The organism is Kocuria sp. APC 4018, from assembly GCF_030407675.1.
GTDB classification, from domain to species: domain Bacteria; phylum Actinomycetota; class Actinomycetes; order Actinomycetales; family Micrococcaceae; genus Kocuria; species Kocuria rhizophila.
Genome location: NZ_JASDCY010000010.1, coordinates 23,119 through 36,408, shown reverse-complemented (window position 1 = coordinate 36,408; position 13,290 = coordinate 23,119). Strand labels below are relative to the sequence as shown.

Genomic DNA, 13,290 nt, shown 5'->3' with positions numbered 1-13,290 from the left:
ATACCCAGAGTAGCTGATACTCTCAGTATCGTGAAACAGGTCACGACCCCCGTGGACGGCAGGAACAGCCGTTGGCAGCGTCACCGCGCCAAGCGGCGCACCGAGCTGATCACGGCCGCCCGCGACGCGGTGGCCGCGAACGGTGCTGCCATCTCCATGGAGGAGATCGCCACGGCGTGCGGCACGTCCAAGTCCGTGTTCTACCGCTACTTCACGGACAAGTCCGGCGTGCAGGCGGCCGTGGGCGAGTACTTCGTGACCAGGATGCGACGCCGCATGGTGGCGGCCGTGAGTGAGGCCGACACGTTCGCGGCCATGATCCACGCGCTGGTCTCCGAGTACCTCAAGTCCGTGGCGGGCTCCGCGGAGGTCTACCGCTTCGTGGTGACCGCCCCGGAGGAGCAGGGCTCCACCATCGAGCGGTTCATCGACTCGGTGCGGGACCTGCTCATGGAGCAGTACGAGCGCCACTACGGCGAGGCGGAGACCGGGAACGGCGTCCTGCGCAGCTGGGCCGCGGCCACCGTGGGCATGGTCCGCGGCGCCGGGGAGGCCTGGCTCGCGCAGGGGGACGCCCCGGGAACGCCCGACCGCCACACCATGAGTCGCATCATCACCACGTGGGCCGTGGAGGGTCTGCGCCCCGTGGCCAGCACGTCCGCGGCGGTCTCCGCCGCGACGACGCCTTCCCGACAAGCCCGTACCCAGGACGGCCCCGCCGTCCGCGACACCCCTCAGGAGTCATGATGAGCACCACCCAGGTCAGCGGAACCATTCCCGACACCGACCGCATCGAGGACCTGCCCGAGGACGGGGCTGCCGCCCCCTCGGCGCTCGACACCGCGGAGCTCGGCAAGATCCTCCTGGGCCGCTGGCCCGAGGCGCGCCTGGCCGCCCGCAAGCGCGCCGAGGATCCCCGCTTCCACTCCCAGTACAACCAGTCCGTGGAGGACCAGCGCAACCACACGTACGAGCAGCTCAAGCTGCTCGCTGACGCCGGGCCCCAGTACCTGGGCATGCCCGAGAGCGTGGGCGGGGCCATGAGCCCCGGCGCCAACCTCTCCGCGTTCGAGGAGCTGGTCCTCGCGGACCCCTCGCTGCAGATCAAGTCCGGCGTGCAGTGGGGCCTGTTCGGCTCCGCAGTGCTGAACCTGGGCACGGAGGAGCACCACGAGAAGTGGCTGCCGTCCATCCTGGACCTCAGCATGCCCGGCGCGTTCGCCATGACGGAGATCGGGCACGGCTCGGACGTGGCCTCGATCGGCACCACCGCCACGTACATCCCGGAGACGGACGAGTTCGAGATCCACACCCCCTTCAAGGCGGCGTGGAAGGACTACCTGGGCAACGCGGCGGTGCACGGCCGCGCGGCCACGGTTTTCGCGCAGCTGATCGTCAACGGCACCAACCACGGGGTGCACTGCCTCTACGTTCCGCTGCGTGACGAGAACGGCGAGTTCCTGCCCGGCGTGGGCGGCGAGGACGACGGCCGCAAGGGCGGGCTCAACGGCATCGACAACGGCCGCCTGCACTTCGACCACGTGCGCGTGCCCCGCACCAACCTGCTGAACAAGTACGGGGACGTGGACGAGAACGGTGTCTACTCCTCCCCCATCCCCTCCCCGGGCCGTCGCTTCTTCACCATGATCGGCACGCTGGTCCAGGGCCGAGTGTCCCTGGACGGTGCGGCGACGATCGCCAACCAGGCCGCCCTGAGCATCGCCGTGCGCTACGCGGAGCAGCGCCGCCAGTTCACCACGGACTCGGACATCGAGGAGCAGACGCTGCTGGACTACCAGCGCCACCAGCGCCGGCTGATCCCGCGCATCGCGGAGACCTACGCGATGACCTTCGCCCACCAGCAGCTGCTGGACAAGTTCCACGAGGTCTTCTCCGGTGAGGACGAGTCCGACGGCAACCGCCAGGAGCTCGAGACCCTGGCCGCGGCGTTCAAGCCGATGTCCACCTGGAGCGCCCTGGACACCCTGCAGGAGTGCCGCGAGGCGTGCGGCGGCGCGGGGTTCATCGCCAAGAACCGCTTCGTGGAGCTGCGCGCGGACCTGGACGTCTACGTGACCTTCGAGGGTGACAACACCATCCTGCTGCAGCTCGTGGCCAAGCGGCTGCTCAACGACTACTCCGCCGAGTTCAAGAACGCGGACGTGGGGGTCATGGCCCGCTACGTCGCGGACCGCGCCACCGAGGCCGGCTTCAACCGTTCCGGGTTGCGCAAGCTCACCCAGGCGTTCTCGGACACCGGCGACTCCCGCAAGTCCGTCAACGCGCTGCGCGACCCCGCGGCCCAGCGTGCGCTGCTCACCGACCGCGTGCAGACCATGATCGGGGACATCGCAGACGAGCTGCGCGCCGCGGCCCGCAAGTCCCGCACCGAGCAGGCCGAGGCGTTCAACAACAACCAGAACCGTCTGCTGGAAGCCGCCCGCTCGCACGCCCAGCTGCTGCAGTGGGAGGCGTTCACGGCCGGTCTGGAGAAGATCGAGGACCCGGACACCAAGCGCGTGCTCACGTGGCTGCGCGACCTCTTCGGGCTGAGCCTGATCGAGCGGGATCTTGCCTGGTACCTCTCCTACGGCCGGTTGTCCATGCGCCGTGGCCGCGCCCTGGAGTCCTACATCAACCGCCTCATCGCGCGGCTGCGCCCCTACTCCCTGGAGCTCGTGGACGCCTTCGGGCTCTCCCCGGAGCTGCTGCGCGCGGAGATCGGCGGCACCGTGGAGGCCGAGCGCCAGAAGGAGGCCGCGGACTACTACCGCCGGCTGCGCGCGAGCGGCAAGGCCCCCGTCAAGGAGCCCAAGCCCGCCAGGGACCCGGGTGCCCAGACCCGCGGCAACCACGGCTGAGCGGCCCGCAGGCGTGCGCCGTCCCTGACACGGGGCGGCGCACGCCGGGCACAGCGCACCTCGCGCCAGCCAGAGAAGCGGCCTCGCGGCGTCGTCGAACCACGACGACGCCGCGGGGCCGCTTCCGCGTGCGGGGCGGAGCGGGGTGCCGCGAGCGGGTGGACGGCCGAGAGGTCGGCTCGGCGCACGCGCGGAACGGAGCAGGGGGCGCTGCCTGCGGGTGGATGGTCGAAAGGTGCTCTCAGCGCACGCGCGGGATGGAACTGGTGTTCGCGCGGGGGTCGTCCGCGGTGAGGACGTCAGCGACCACAAGGGTCACGTTGTCCCGCCCGCCCGTGCGCAGCGCCGCCTGCACGAGAACGTCCGCGGCCTCCTTGGGGTGCTGCACCGAGTGCAGCACCCGGGCGATGTGCACCGGGGAGAGCTCCCCCGTGAGGCCGTCCGAGCACATGAGCAGCCGCTGACCCGGCACGGCGGGAAGCACCACGACGTCCGGCTCCCAGATCTGCCCCGTGCCGAGCGCACGGGTGATCACGTTGCGGCGCGGGTGCACCAGGGCCTGGGCGGGAGTGAGCTGGCCGATCGACACCAGGTACTGCACCTCGGAGTGGTCCACCGTGAGCTGGGAGACCCCCACGGGCCCGGACTCCTCCGTGACGGGCTCCCCCACCCGCGGTCCGGTGAGCTGGTAGGTGCGGGAGTCCCCCACGTTGAACACGATCCACAGCCACGTGCCCGCGATCTGCACGAGCCACGCCCCGGTGACCGTGGTGCCGGCACGCGTGCCGCACTGGGCCTGGATGGCCTGGTCCGCCTCCCACAGCACCGAGCGCACCCGGTGCACGGCGTCGAGCGCCTCGGCCGGAATGTCCGGGTCCAGCTTGAGCTGCCGGTCGATGGTGGCCCGGAACCGGGCCACGTCCGAGCCGGGTGCAGGTTCCACGATCCGGTAGTCGCGGAAGTCCTCCAGCGTGAACAGCTCCGAGGCACCCAGGGTGGACACGCACAGGGCGCTGGCCACCTCGCCGGCCTCGTGCCCACCCATGCCGTCCGCCACGGCGCACATGGTGTCGGTGACGATCAGGGCGTCCTCGTTGGTCTCTCGACGCAGTCCGCGGTCGGTCACACCGCCCGATCGGATGGTCAGGGGAGCGGTCATTCGACCTCGTCTTCCAGTAGGGGTCCGCAGCCCTGGGCAAGCGCCACGGGGCGGACGTCCCCGAAGCCGCGGACGTTGCGGGTGGGCTGCGGCTCGAGGACGAAGCGCTCGTCCCCCCGGAGCACGCGGGCGGTGGACTCGTCCACCACCACGCCGCCCGGTTCCGTGAGCGCCACGAGCCGTGAGGCCAGGTTCACGGTGGGGCCGTAGAGGTCCCCCAGCCGGGGCAGCACACGGCCCCACACGAAGGCCACGCGCGCCTGGGGCAGCAGCGGATCCTCCTTGATGATCCGTGCCAGCGCGAGCGAGATCTGGGCCCCGCCCTCGGGGGTCTCCGAGAGGAACATGACCTCGTCGCCGATGGTCTTGATCACGCGGCCGCCGCCGATCGAGATGACCTCCGCGCAGCGCTTCTCGAAGCGCTGCACCAGGTTGGCGAGCGTGCGCTCGTTCATCTGCCGGGAGAGGGAGGTGTAGGAGACCAGGTCCGCGAAACCCACGCCCCGCGCGAGGGGCAGCGCCGAGGCGCCGACGTCCGGAGCGGCGTCGTGCAGGATGACCGTGGAGCCGTCCGGGCGCTCCCCCCGCATGGCCAGGCGCTGGACGGCCGCCGAGAGCTGGCGGCGCCACGCGTAGTCGAGCAGCTGCTCGAGCGGCTGCAGCAGGTCCGGGAGCAGGGTGAGCAGCTCACGGCGGGCCCGGGCGTCCGTCATGTCACGGTGGGCCACCATGTCCTCCACGAGGGCCTCGACCTGCCACACGACCATGCGGTCCGTGAGCTGCGCGACCGAGCGCGCGAGGGACAGCGCCGCCTCCTCGCTGAGCTTGTCGTCCTGGACCAGGCTGGACACCAGTTTGAGGGCGCGGACGTCCTCGTTCGTGAAGTAGACGTCGTCGTCGCTGAGGTTGGGGAAGCCCAGGGCCCGCCAGATCTTGCGCGCGGAGGCCGAGGAGAGGTCCGCCTCGTGGGCGGCCTCGCGGCGGCGCAGGTTCCGCTGGGAGCCGAGCAGCAGGGAGTCCAGGTGGCGCACCGCGGCCTGCGACTCCTCCGAGCCGTAGAGGTTGGACTGCACGGGGTTGTGGAGGTTCAGGTTCAGCTGCTCGGTCTGCGGGCCCGTGACCACGGGTTGCGGGGATTCCGAGGGGTCTTCAGCCACGCGGTCCTCCTTGCTGGGCGGTGTGCGGGCCGGGGCGTCCCGGCCCCGGGATGGTGCCTCCCCCACTGTAGTTGCCCACCTGCGCCGCCGACTCCCGCACGAGCTGCGTGAGACGCGCGGGCTGCGGGGCACCCGCGAGCTTGAGCCCACCCAGGGTCCCGAAATCCGCCAGCACGGTGCCGCGGTCCAGGTGTTCGCGCGCGGCACCCACCTCGGTGGCACCGCGCGTGACACGCACGGACTGCAGGGCGTCGAGCGGCAGGGACACGGCGCCGTCACGCGCCGGGGGCCCCAGCAGCGCCAGGCGTGCGGTGGTCAGGACGAAGCGGGTGCGCCACCACCGCCACACGGGCACCGCCACCCGGCGCCACGCCAGCAGCAGCGCGGCCGCGAGCAGCAACCACCCCACGAACGTGTGCAGTCCGGTCCACGGCGCGTCCGTGGGACGCCACGTGAGGTCCAGGACCCGGCGCAGCGCCGAGTACACCAGGACCGTGAGCCAGGCGGTCACCGCGGGGCCCGCGAGCGCCAGCGGGTGCGGACGCGTGGCCACCACGGTCTCCTCGCCCGGTGCCAGCTCCAGGCCGTGCCGTCCGCTCATGCGGGGCCGCCCCCACCGTGCGCGGGGCGCACGTGCACGACGTCGCCCGCGGAGTACTCGTGCTCCCTCCCGTCCCGGGCGCGCACCACGAGCTGACCGGAGTCTCCCAGGCCCGTGGCAGTCGCGGTCAGCGGATCCCGTGCGCCGGGCAGCTGCAGGCTGACCTCACGGCCGAGGGTGTCCAGCTGCGCCTCGACCTCGCTCCGCAGCTCTCCCCCGCGGCCGAGCTGCCCCGCGGGGTCCTGGGACGCGCGGTCCAGGGTGTCCGCGAACCGGCCGAGCACCGCGGTGAGCAGCCCGGCGCGGCTGGGGACGGCGTCGGAGTCCTGCACCTCGAGTGCGAGGGACGTGGCGGTGGGGACGGGGAGCTCGCGCTGGCTCACGTTGATGCCGGCACCGACCACCACGGTGGGTGCCGCACCGGGAGTCGGCGCAACCATGGTCGCGAGGATGCCGCAGAGCTTGCGGTCGCGGACCAGGACGTCGTTGGGCCACTTGACCACGGCGGGCACCCCGGTCAGCTCCCGCACCGCCCCGGTGATGCTGTGCGCCATGAGCAGGGTGAGCCACGGGATCAGCTCCTGCGGCCACGGACGGCCCGAGCGGTCCACGGGGGTGCAGGCCACCGAGAACGTCACCGCGGTGCCCGGGGGCGTGATCCAGCCACGGCCCAGCCGCCCCCTGCCCTGGCTCTGGAAACCGGTGACCACGGCCTCGAGGCCGTTCCCACGCCCCTGGTCCCCGGCGCGCGGCGCCACCCGCTCCGACAACCAGGTGTTCGTGGAGCCCACGGTGTCCACCACGGTCACCGACCGGTAGCCGTGGGACCGCAGCGCGTCCTCCAGGTCGGACTGGTGGTAGTCCGCGGCGGGCTGCTGCTCCGTGGCGTGCATGTCTGCTCCTCACAGGACGGGACGGCGTGGCCGTCGGGGGTCTCCTCCAGCTTAGGTGTACCCGCACGGCCCGGGCATATGCTGAGATCTGTCAGCCCAGACCCCCACGTCGAGCCGGAGGATCCCGAGCATGAGCGTCTACGCCCTGACCTACACCTACGGCGGCCCGTCTGAGATCCTGGCCGAGCACCGCCCCGCCCACCGCGCCTTCCTGCGTGAGCTGCAGGAGCGCGGCGTCAACCTGGCCTCCGGACCCCTGGGGGACGACGGCGCACTGATCGTGCTGCGCGCGGACAGCGCCGAGCACGTGGAGCAGCTCATCCGAGAGGACCCCCTGGTGGTCCACGGTGCGGTCACGGAGCACGTGGTCCGCAAGTGGTCCGTGACCATCGGAGCCGTGGGCTCGGACTGAACGCACGCCCCGAGCGGAGGGAGATCCCGGGCGCCGCGTGCGGTGACGGGGCACCGGAGTTGTGGAACTCCTACAAGTGCGCGCCCGGTGCCGACAACTACACTGGGGTGGATTCCGAGGGGCCGCGCCCCGCCCCGACCACGACCACGCGAGGTGTCATGAGCCACGACCTGTCCACCACAGCAGGCAAGATCGCCGACTTCCGGCAGCGCCGCGAGGAGGCTGCCGCGCCGGCAGGACAGGGCGCCGTGGAGAAGCAGCACTCCCGGGGCAAGAACACCGCACGCGAGCGGATCGAGATGCTGCTGGACCCGGACTCCTTCGTGGAGTTCGACGCCCTGGCCGTGCACCACAGCACCATGTTCGGCATGGAGAAGAAGAAGCTGCTGGGTGACGGCGTGGTGAGCGGCTACGGCACCGTGGACGGGCGCCTGGTGGCCGTGTACTCGCAGGACTTCGGGGTCTTCGGCGGCTCGCTGTCCCAGGTCAACGGCGAGAAGATCGTCAAGGTCCAGAAGTTCGCCCTGCGCAACGGCTGCCCCGTGATCGGCATCAACGACGGCGGCGGCGCCCGCATCCAGGAGGGTGTGGCCTCCCTGGCAATGTTCGCGGACATCTTCCGCATGAACGTCCGGGCCTCTGGCGTGATCCCGCAGATCTCCCTGATCATGGGGCCGTGCGCCGGCGGTGCCGCGTACTCCCCCGCCCTCACCGACTTCGTGGTGATGGTGGACAAGACCTCCCACATGTTCATCACCGGCCCGGACGTGATCAAGACCGTGACCGGCGAGACCGTGGACATGGAGACCCTGGGTGGTGCCCGCTCCCACAACGAGCGCACCGGCACCGCCGCGTACCTGGCCTCGGACGAGCAGGACGCCTTCGACTTCGTGCACGAGCTGCTGGAGTACCTGCCGGGGAACAACCTGCAGGACTCTCCGCTGCTGGACCACGACCAGGTGGACGAGGTCACGGACGAGGACCTCGCCCTGGACGAGCTGATCCCGGACTCCGCGAACCAGCCCTACGACATGCGCACCGTGATCGAGACGGTCGTGGACGACGGGCAGTTCCTGCAGATCCAGGAGCTCTACGCCCCCAACGTGATGGTGGGCTACGCCCGGGTGGAGGGCCACACCGTGGGGATCGTGGCCAACCAGCCCATGCAGTTCGCCGGCACCCTGGACATCGCCGCGTCCGAGAAGGCTGCGCGCTTCGTGCGCCACTGCGACGCCTTCAACATCCCGATCCTCACGTTCGTGGACGTCCCCGGATTCCTTCCCGGCACGGACCAGGAGTTCAACGGCATCATCCGCCGAGGCGCCAAGCTGCTGTACGCGTACGCCGAGGCCACCGTTCCGCTGATCACCCTGATCACCCGCAAGGCCTACGGCGGGGCGTACATCGTGATGGGCTCCAAGAAGCTGGGCGCGGACATCAACCTGGCGTGGCCCACTGCCCAGATCGGCGTGATGGGGTCCCAGGGGGCGGTGGAGATCCTGTACCGCCGGGACCTCAAGGCCGCCGAGGAGAACGGCGAGGACGCCCAGGCACTGCGCGCCGAGCTCGCCCAGCAGTTCGAGGAGGACCTCCTCAACCCCTACCAGGCCGCGGAGCTGGGCTACGTGGACGCCGTGATCTGCCCCTCCGAGACCCGGGAGCAGATCATCAAGGCGCTGCGGGGGCTCGCGGACAAGCGGGCCTCTCAGCCCGCCAAGAAGCACGGGAACATCCCGCTGTGAGCACGCCGGAGTCAGCGCGGTCCCGGGACCGCCGCACCGGGGCCGACACGTCCGGCACCGCACCGCGCACGCCCGTGGACGCCCGCCACGCCGCAGTGGCCACGCTGCCGGACGCCACCACTGACGCGGACCCGCTGTTCACCGTGACGCATGGCAACCCGAGTCCCGAGGAGCTGGCCGCCCTGGTGGCCGTCCTCGGCGCGCTGCCCGAGCCGCAGGACGCACCTCCGGCCCACCCGCGCCGTGTGCCGCGCCACCAGTCCCGCAGACTCCGGCTCGGCCTGCGCCTGCGGCCCGGCCGCGGGGCGTGGCGGTGGACGCAGCCGGAGCGGTAGCGGCTCCGGACGACGCAGCAGCGGGACAGCGCGCCTGCGGGACGGGGCACACCAGCGCCGAGGGGTTGCCGGTCTGCTCCTCTGCCCGGTCTGCCGTGCCGTGCTGCGGTCAGCACTTCGCGGGAAGGACCTGCTGACCGGACGTGCCCGCCAGCTTCGCGCACGTGCCGTCCGGATAGGTCGTGGAGGTGTCATTGCCGTCGTCGCCGCAGGTCGATGCGTTGGAGGCAGCGGTCATGACGTACTTGATCTCGGGGTAGCAGGTCTGGAGCCCCGATTTGCTGAGGTACCGGTGCGGGCGACGCCCAGTCGTGTTCACCGACGTGGGGTATCGCTTGGCCACGTTGAACTCGAGTGAGGACGTCTTCGCCTGCCCCAGGCTCGGGTCGGAAATGGTGGTGGTGCCCTGGATGGACACTCTCGAACCGGGGGAGATCGTGTACGTGTCGTTCCAGATCAGTGCGGGATTGCAATTGAGTTCCGACTGCGTCACACCATCCTGCAGCACCCGCAGGTGAACAGTGAAGCTAGGGGCAAGGGACCCGGACACCGGGCTCACACCGAGTGACCACCGTGAGTTCTGGCTGTAGTTGAGGGTGGGAACTTCATTGTTGGAACCACCGGACATGGTCACCGTCCACGCGAACTCGGTCCCCTTGGGGATCACCGTGCTCGTGGAGTAGACCCCCAGGTACACCTGGAGTCCCTGGTAGCTGGTGCTCGCACCCGCCGGATAGAACAAGCTGCAGATGGTGGGTCCGTAGACGTCCGTGGATGCCGCGTACGCCGGCGCCGCCACTCCCAGCGCAATGGTGGGCAGGGACCAGGCCGCGCCCTTCGCGAGAGTGCGCCGGGACACTGTCGCCGCTCCGGCGGGCACAGGAGTGGCGTGGGGGGACTCCCGGGGCGCACGAGAGCCCCGGCCCTGCGCGCTCAGCGTCGTGGGGGACGTGCAGTGCCATGCCATGACGTGTGCCCTTGGGCTCATGGTGGAATCCTCCGCGGTCTGTCAGGGGTATCGGACCCGGACGAACGCCCCGACCCCTGTGTTAGGAAACAGATAGTTCCGAACTCGATGCCGATAATACATGCGTCCACATGGACACCCGTTCCTGTCATCTGTGTGTTCACCCCGACCCCCCCGTCCGGGCGCGCACCCGCCTCAGCCCCTGTCCAGCGCACGGGGCCGCGACCCAGCACGGTGGGGATAATGGTCCGGTGACTGTCATCGCCGTCTCCGCCCTCGTCTCGCTCGCGACCGTGCTGCTCCTCAGCGGCGCGGCGAAACTCGCGGTGCCGGGCACCGGCCGCACCATCCTCACCACCGCACCGCTCCCCCGAGCCCTGCGCGCCCCCTGGTTGCAGCGCGCCCTCCCCTGGGGGGAGATTCTGCTGGCCGCGTGCCTCCTCCTCGGCTCCGGCCCGTTCCTGCTGCTGAGCACTTTTGCGGCCACGGCACTGTTCACCGTCTTCACCGTGGTGGTCCTCCAGGGCACTCGGGCACCTGATCCTGCCTCGTGCGGGTGCTTCGGCGGGCTCTCCCGTGCGCCGGTCTCACGCCGCACCGTGGTGCGCAACGCCGCCTTCACCCTCACGGCCGCCCTGGCACTCGTCCTGTCCGCGGTCGTGTTCCACGGCCCCGTGCTCCATCTGCCGTGGTGGGGCGTGACCGGCCTCGCCATCCCCGTGCTCCTCGTGCTGCTCATCCTCTGGAGCGAGCAGCCCGCACGCGGCGGGGCCGGCGACCCGAGCGACGTCGCCCGCGTCCCACCGCTGCCCCGCACCCTGCGCGAGGACGGCGACGCCGCGGCGTCGCCCCCCGTGAGCCCCGGCACGGCCGCCGCGGACGCGGTCGCGACGGAGGGGCCGGCCCACGAGTCCGGGGTGCCGCAGCCGGCGGACGACGAGCCGCAGGACTACGAGCGGCTGCCGATCCCCTACGCGGGGCTCACCACCGCGGACGGCCAGGTGGTGACGCTGCGGGGTCTGTCCGCCACTCGAGCTCGCGCACTGGTGACGGTGAGCCTCACGTGCGGCTGGTGCGCCCCCGTGATCGAGCGGCTCACCGAGCTCGGGAGCCACACCGGCCCGGTGGCGCTGCACGCCGTGGTGGCGCACGAGGACGAGCGCGAGCAGCTTCCGGAGGCCCTGCGCGGCGCGGCGCTGGTGGATGCCGACCAGGCCGCCGCCATCGTCTTCGACCGGCCCGGCAACCCCTGGGCCGTGGTGCTGGGCGCGGACGGGCTGCTCGCGGGCGGACCGGTGGCGGGCAGCGGAGCCGTGCTGGAACTGCTGGACGAGCTCGCCGAGCGCTTTGCCGGGTGACCGCCGTGCGCGGCGGTGCTTGTCCGTGTCGCCAGTGTGACTAGGGTTACATCCTGTGACTCACACCGACACCTCATCCCCGTCCCACGAACCCCTCGCACCCCTGGGTTCCACGCAGCGAACGGCCACGGCGGCGGACCAGCTCGCCGAGACCTACTTCCACGAGAGCCTCGCCCTGAATCCGAGCGACGCCACCTTCCTGGGCTTCCCCGGGCACGAGACCGAGTACCCGGACTTCGGCCCCGCCGGCCGTTCGGCCCGTGCCGAGCTCGTCCGGTCCACCCTCGCGAGCCTGGAGGAGGTCACCCCGGAGGACGACGTGGACCGGGTGACCCTGCACGCCATGCGCAACGAGCTGGAACTGGAGCGCGACCGCCACGAAGCCAACCTGGACGTCTCCGTGGTCAACAACATCGAGTCCCCCGTGCAGGGCATCCGCCAGGTGCTGGACGCCATGCCGCGGGAGACCGAGCAGGACTGGAAGCACATCGCCGGGCGCATGACCAGCATCCCCGCCGCCCTGGAGCAGTACCGCGCGGGACTGGACGAGGCCGTCTCCCTGAACCGGCCGCCGTCGGCCCCGCAGATCGTGGAGGCCTCCCAGCAGGCGGAGCAGTACGCGTCCGACGACGGCTTCTTCGCCTCCCTCGTGGCGGATCCCGCCGCCCCGGAGTCCCTCCGGGACGAGTTGCGCACCGCGTCCGACGCCGCCCGCGCCGCCTACCGGGACATCGCGCGGATCCTGCGCGAGGACTTCGCCCCGGTCGCACGCGAGTCCGACGCGTGCGGGATCGAGGACTACCGGCTGCACCTCGCGTCGTTCCTGGGCGCGCGTCGTGATCCCCGCGAGGTCTACGACTGGGCCGTGCAGAAGCTGCTGGAGCTGGACGCCGAGCAGCGCGCCGTGGCCGAGCAGATCAAGCCCGGAGCCACCGTGCAGGAGGCCATGGCCGCACTGAACGCGGACCCCGACAGGCAGCTGCACTCCCCCGAGGAGCTGCAGGCGTGGATGCAGAAGCTCTCGGACACCGCGCTGGCGGAGATGGCCGGGACGCACTTCGAGATCACCGAGTCCATGAGCACCCTGGAGTGCTGCATCGCCCCCACGCACGACGGCATCATCTACTACACCCCGCCCAGTGCGGACTTCTCCCGCCCGGGGCGCATGTGGTGGTCCGTGCCGGAGGGGGTCTCCCAGCACAACACGTGGGAGGAGACCACCACCGTGTACCACGAGGGCATCCCGGGCCACCACCTGCAGTGCGCCACGGCCCTGGCCAATGCGGGCGAGCTCAACGAGTGGCGCCGCATGGGCATCTGGGTCTCCGGCCACGGCGAGGGCTGGGCCCTGTACGCGGAGCGGCTCATGGACGAGCTCGGCTTCCTGGACGACCCCGGGGACCGCATGGGCATGCTCGACTCGCAGCGGCTGCGCACCGTGCGCGTGATCTTCGACGTGGGCTTCCACTGCGGCTTCGAGATCCCCGAGGCGCTCGGCGAGATGCTCGGTGGCGCCCGCGCAGGGGAGGTGTGGACCCCCGAGGACGGCTGGAAGTTCCTGCGCCACAACGTGGCGATGGCGGAGGGCACCCTGCGCTTCGAGTGGCTGCGGTACATGGGCTGGCCCGGGCAGGCACCCTCCTACCGGATCGGGCTGCAGATGTGGCTCGACGCCCGCGAGCAGGCCATGGCGCGCGAGGGCGAGGACTTCGACCTCAAGCGCTTCCACAGCCGCGCGCTGCGGCTGGGCTCCGTGGGCTTGGACACACTCACCTACGCCCTGGCGCTGTAGGGAGCGGATTCCC

12 protein-coding genes are annotated in these 13,290 nt (G+C 71.2%); 7 read left to right on the top strand and 5 right to left on the bottom strand.

The window, feature by feature from the left end:
• Positions 1 to 30: 30 nt before the first annotated feature.
• Together QL985_RS03370 and QL985_RS03365 are read left to right on the top strand one after the other, a co-directional pair.
• Complete coding sequence (locus QL985_RS03370; protein ID WP_223110469.1) at positions 31 to 747, top strand: TetR/AcrR family transcriptional regulator; 717 nt, start codon at positions 31 to 33, stop codon at positions 745 to 747.
• Positions 747 to 2,861, top strand: a complete 2,115-nt coding sequence (locus QL985_RS03365) for an acyl-CoA dehydrogenase (protein ID WP_121566637.1) — start codon at positions 747 to 749, stop codon at positions 2,859 to 2,861. Before QL985_RS03370 ends, QL985_RS03365 begins: the two co-directional genes overlap by 1 nt.
• Before the next feature lie 241 nt (positions 2,862 to 3,102).
• Here the strand turns inward: QL985_RS03365 and QL985_RS03360 are convergent, their stop codons facing one another.
• The 4 genes from QL985_RS03360 to QL985_RS03345 are packed head-to-tail and all read right to left on the bottom strand — an operon-like array spanning position 3,103 to position 6,671.
• A complete protein-coding gene (locus QL985_RS03360; RefSeq protein ID WP_070636292.1) occupies positions 3,103 to 4,020 on the bottom strand; it encodes a protein phosphatase 2C domain-containing protein in 918 nt (305 codons plus the stop codon).
• A complete protein-coding gene (locus QL985_RS03355; RefSeq protein WP_070636291.1) occupies positions 4,017 to 5,177 on the bottom strand; it encodes an adenylate/guanylate cyclase domain-containing protein in 1,161 nt (386 codons plus the stop codon). The genes QL985_RS03360 and QL985_RS03355 overlap by 4 nt, the downstream gene beginning before the upstream one ends.
• Positions 5,170 to 5,778 (bottom strand): hypothetical protein, encoded by a 609-nt coding sequence (locus QL985_RS03350; RefSeq protein WP_101888467.1) that lies wholly within the window; start codon positions 5,776 to 5,778, stop codon positions 5,170 to 5,172. The genes QL985_RS03355 and QL985_RS03350 overlap by 8 nt, the downstream gene beginning before the upstream one ends.
• Positions 5,775 to 6,671, bottom strand: a complete 897-nt coding sequence (locus tag QL985_RS03345) for a biotin--[acetyl-CoA-carboxylase] ligase (protein WP_191872929.1) — start codon at positions 6,669 to 6,671, stop codon at positions 5,775 to 5,777. The genes QL985_RS03350 and QL985_RS03345 overlap by 4 nt, the downstream gene beginning before the upstream one ends.
• Positions 6,672 to 6,801: 130 nt before the next feature.
• On the opposite strand from QL985_RS03345, the gene QL985_RS03340 reads away from it, so the two are divergent.
• From QL985_RS03340 to QL985_RS03330, 3 genes are all read left to right on the top strand, one after another.
• Positions 6,802 to 7,083: a YciI family protein gene (locus QL985_RS03340; RefSeq protein WP_101888469.1), complete on the top strand. Its 282-nt coding sequence runs from the start codon at positions 6,802 to 6,804 to the stop codon at positions 7,081 to 7,083.
• Between the two features lie 158 nt (positions 7,084 to 7,241).
• Positions 7,242 to 8,825, top strand: coding sequence for an acyl-CoA carboxylase subunit beta (locus QL985_RS03335; protein ID WP_047979345.1), 1,584 nt, complete (start codon positions 7,242 to 7,244; stop codon positions 8,823 to 8,825).
• The gene (locus tag QL985_RS03330; RefSeq protein ID WP_271074064.1) at positions 8,822 to 9,160 is read left to right on the top strand and encodes an acyl-CoA carboxylase subunit epsilon; all 339 of its coding nucleotides are present in this window, start codon (positions 8,822 to 8,824) and stop codon (positions 9,158 to 9,160) included. The genes QL985_RS03335 and QL985_RS03330 overlap by 4 nt, the downstream gene beginning before the upstream one ends.
• Before the next feature lie 109 nt (positions 9,161 to 9,269).
• Here QL985_RS03330 and QL985_RS03325 read toward each other — a convergent pair whose 3' ends face one another.
• Positions 9,270 to 10,019 carry a hypothetical protein gene (locus tag QL985_RS03325; RefSeq protein WP_101888471.1) on the bottom strand — a complete coding sequence of 250 codons (750 nt, stop codon included), beginning with the start codon at positions 10,017 to 10,019 and terminating at the stop codon, positions 9,270 to 9,272.
• Positions 10,020 to 10,378: 359 nt separating this feature from the next.
• On the opposite strand from QL985_RS03325, the gene QL985_RS03320 reads away from it, so the two are divergent.
• Complete coding sequence (locus QL985_RS03320) at positions 10,379 to 11,485, top strand: MauE/DoxX family redox-associated membrane protein (RefSeq protein ID WP_101888472.1); 1,107 nt, start codon at positions 10,379 to 10,381, stop codon at positions 11,483 to 11,485.
• Positions 11,486 to 11,540: 55 nt separating this feature from the next.
• Positions 11,541 to 13,277, top strand: a complete 1,737-nt coding sequence (locus tag QL985_RS03315) for a DUF885 domain-containing protein (RefSeq protein ID WP_101888473.1) — start codon at positions 11,541 to 11,543, stop codon at positions 13,275 to 13,277.
• Positions 13,278 to 13,290 lie beyond the last annotated feature (13 nt).